This window comes from Skermanella sp., assembly GCF_059503625.1.
Window position 1 is genome coordinate 1 of sequence record NZ_JCACHA010000222.1, and the last position, 3,259, is coordinate 3,259.

4 protein-coding genes and 1 pseudogene are annotated in these 3,259 nt (G+C 65.4%); 3 read left to right on the top strand and 2 right to left on the bottom strand.

The window, feature by feature from the left end; all coding sequences use genetic code 11:
- Window positions 1-392, bottom strand: a pseudogene (locus AC5JJ6_RS05490) (SHOCT domain-containing protein); the annotation flags it as partial.
- A gap of 259 nt (window positions 393-651) precedes the next feature.
- Between AC5JJ6_RS05490 and AC5JJ6_RS05495 the strand changes: the two are divergent.
- Both AC5JJ6_RS05495 and AC5JJ6_RS05500 read left to right on the top strand, forming a co-directional pair.
- Window positions 652-2,178: a YifB family Mg chelatase-like AAA ATPase gene (locus AC5JJ6_RS05495; protein WP_496041076.1), complete on the top strand. Its 1,527-nt coding sequence runs from the start codon at window positions 652-654 to the stop codon at window positions 2,176-2,178.
- A gap of 110 nt (window positions 2,179-2,288) precedes the next feature.
- Window positions 2,289-2,660: a cyclic nucleotide-binding domain-containing protein gene (locus tag AC5JJ6_RS05500; protein WP_496041077.1), complete on the top strand. Its 372-nt coding sequence runs from the start codon at window positions 2,289-2,291 to the stop codon at window positions 2,658-2,660.
- A 6-nt stretch (window positions 2,661-2,666) separates the two neighbouring features.
- Here the strand turns inward: AC5JJ6_RS05500 and AC5JJ6_RS05505 are convergent, their stop codons facing one another.
- On the bottom strand, window positions 2,667-2,828 hold the full coding sequence (locus tag AC5JJ6_RS05505; protein ID WP_496041078.1) for a hypothetical protein: 162 nt from the start codon (window positions 2,826-2,828) through the stop codon (window positions 2,667-2,669).
- A gap of 164 nt (window positions 2,829-2,992) precedes the next feature.
- On the opposite strand from AC5JJ6_RS05505, the gene AC5JJ6_RS05510 reads away from it, so the two are divergent.
- On the top strand, window positions 2,993-3,259 hold a 267-nt coding region (locus tag AC5JJ6_RS05510; protein ID WP_496041079.1), incomplete at its 3' end, for a LysE family translocator.

Sequence of the window (3,259 nt, forward strand, 5' to 3'; positions counted from 1 at the left end):
AAATAGGCGTAACGGATGTCGTTCTGACCGCCGCTGGAGTTCGGCTGGCCGAATTCCGAAGGCCACCAGGAACCATAGTTCCCGAACGAGCCGAAGGACGAGCCCGTGCTCTGTGCCGGTTCCTGAAACAAGTTCAGGTCGCCGCCGAGCAGGTAGGACAGGTCGTTGCAGACGCCATCGACCTTGGCCTTCAGCGCGTTGTTGAACAGGTCGCTGACCATCGTCATGCCGCCGCGCATCCACTGGCCGGCGCCGCCGAAGTCGGGATGGCTGAACTGGGCCATGGTGCCGCCACCCCGTTGCAGCGCATCCAGCATGGTCAGGGCGCCATCGGTGCTGACGCCGTGGCGCTGGGCGATTTCGGCGATCTTCGCCTGCCCTTCAGAAGTCAAGTTCCGCATCGCCGGCAAACCCGTCCACAAATTTTCACCCATAACCGCCTATTACCATGCGCGCAAAATCCGACAAGGCGGATTCAATCGTCGTCGCGGCAATGCTGGCCTGTTTAAACAGATAACCTGCATCGGTCGTTTCATCGCTTCCCTGCGGCAATCCGACCACGTGCGGACGATCTGGGATATGCCTCCGCCCCTGGCGGTTCGATCGTATTCAGCATACAAGGGCGTGTGCCATGAAGCGGGAGGCCTCACGTTGGTTGCGCGGGTGAATACGGTGGCCTTCCAGGGCATCGAAGTGCTGGACATCGACGTGCAGGTCCAGCTTTCGGGCGGCGCGGTAGCGTTCAACGTCGTTGGGTTGCCGGACAAGGCGGTCGGCGAAAGCCGGGAGCGCGTCCGCTCGGCCTTCCAAGCCCTCGGACTGTCGCTGCCGGCCAAGCGCATCACCGTCAACATGGCGCCCGCCGATGTCCAGAAGGAAGGCAGCCATTACGATCTGCCGATAGCCCTGGGCCTGCTCGTCGCCATGGGCGTCCTGCCAGGGGAAGAGATCGCCGGCTACACCGCCCTGGGCGAACTGGCGCTCGACGGCAGCCTGACCGCCGTCGCCGGGGTACTGCCGGCCGCCATCGGCGCCGTGTCCCACAAGCGCGGCCTGATCTGCCCGGCGGCCTGCGGCAGCGAAGCGGCCTGGGCCGCCGATCTCGAAGTGCTGGCCCCGCCGACCCTGCTGGCCCTGATCAACCACTTCAAAGGGACCCAGGTGCTGGCCCAGCCGAAACCTCATATGGAAGAGGTGGCGCCCGGCATGCGCGACCTGCGCGACGTCAAAGGTCAGGAAACGGCGAAGCGCGCTCTGGAGGTCGCTGCGGCTGGGAACCACAACCTTCTGATGGTCGGTCCTCCAGGCTCGGGCAAATCGATGCTGGCCTCCTGCCTGCCGGGAATCCTGCCGCCGCTGGACCCGGCGGAAGCGCTGGAAGTATCCATGATCCACAGCGTTGCCGGGCTTCTGCAAGGCGGCAGGCTGCTGCGCAATCGACAGTTCAGAGAGCCGCACCAGGGAACCAGTCTGCCGGCGCTGGTCGGGGGCAGCTCAAAAGCCAAACCCGGCGAGATCAGCCTGGCGCACAACGGCGTACTTTTTCTCGACGAACTTCCTGAATTCCCAAGGCAGGTGCTCGAAGCGCTGCGCCAGCCGCTGGAGACAGGGCGCGTGACAGTGGCGCGGGCGAACGTCCATGTCACGTATCCGGCGCGCTTCCAGCTTGTCGCCGCGATGAACCCGTGCCGCTGCGGTTTCCTGGACGACCCATCGCGTGCCTGCGCCCAGGCGCCCAAGTGCGCCGTTCAATATCAATCGAAGATCAGCGGCCCCATGTTCGACCGGATCGACTGCCATGTCGACGTACCGCCGGTCAGCGCCGCCGATTTGAGCCTGCCGCCGCCGGCGGAAGGCAGCGCCGAGGTCGCGGCCCGAGTCGCCGCCGCGCGGGCTACCCAGACGGCCCGGCTGAAGGAAGCCTATACCGGACACGGCCAAGCACCCAGGACCAACGCGGAAGCGGACGGCGATCTGCTGGAACGGATCGCGGCGCCTGACCAGCAGGGCCGCAAGCTGTTGACGGAAGCTGCCGAGCGCATGCGGCTGTCGGCGCGGGGATATCACCGCGTGCTCCGCGTCGCCCGTACGCTGGCCGACCTGGAGCACAGCAGCGGAGTACGCCGGCACCATATTGCGGAGGCGCTGAGCTACCGGCGCGTGAGCCCCAGCCGTTAGGCTGCGTCGGCCGAAGCGGTTAGATGTCGCACGGCTTGCGCCGGTGCGGAGTCCTGTTGCACAATTTCGGGGAAAGCGTTTCTGACCGGCTCCCACGGAAATCCTGCATCATGGCCGCCATCCTCCAGCACAAGCACTATCGCCCCGGCGACCTGATCTTCCGCAAGGGCGATCCTGGCGACCACCTGTATCTGGTCGAGCGCGGTTCGGTCATCATCTGGACCGGCACCAACGCGGACAAACACGTGCTCGGCACGGTGGAGACGGGTGGCCTGTTCGGCGAAATGGCGATCCTGAACCGGAGGCCGCGCATGGCAAGCGCCAGCGCCGTCGGGGAAACGCAACTGCTGGAGATGCCAGCCAGCATGCTGCGCCAGACGATCAACCGGGCCGACCCGCTGCTGGTGCAGCTCATCAACGGGCTGATACACAACCTGCAACGAGCCGGCGGCGCCGTGGGAGATGAAGACGGGCAGGCTTGAGAACGCTCAGGTCGATGTCGTGTTGAGGCTGTTGTCCGTTCCGGTCGAACCGGGAGCGCCGCTGGTGGGCGGGTCGGAGGGATGATCGGCCGGAGCCTTCCGGTTGGGGTCCTGGTTCTCGCCGGAAGGGTTCTGGCGGGTCTGGTCCTTGTCTTTTTCAGTCGTCATGGCGCTGTCCTCTTTTCGATGACAGGGATCAACCGGACCTTCGGGCGATGGTTCCTGGCGGCTATACCGCTTCACTGGAGTTGACGGCTGCCTGAATATGGAGCACTTGTCGGCTCCTTTTCCCGATTACCCTCATTTCCGATTACCTTCAGGAGTTCTTCGTCATGGTCGCCGCTTCCTTGCTCGCCGCGTTCTGGGCGGCCTTCGCGCTGGCATTGATCAGCCCAGGGCCGAACTTCGCCGTGCTGCTGGGCACCGCCATGCAGAAGGGCCGCCCCGCCGCCCTGAAGGTGGCGATGGGCATGGCCATCGGGGAGACGGTTTGGGGTTTCGGCGCGGTATTCGGCGTCGCCCTGCTGGCGGCGCGGAACCCGTGGATCGAGACGGCGCTGCGCGTCGGCGGCGGTCTGTTCCTGCTGTATCTGGCCGTG

What these genes read in the sequence shown, in the direction of transcription:
- AC5JJ6_RS05500 (WP_496041077.1), top strand. Translation starts at nt 2,289, where the DNA reads ATGGCCGCCATCCTCCAGCACAAGCACTATCGCCCCGGCGACCTGATC.
- AC5JJ6_RS05505 (WP_496041078.1), bottom strand. Translation starts at nt 2,828, where the DNA reads ATGACGACTGAAAAAGACAAGGACCAGACCCGCCAGAACCCTTCCGGC.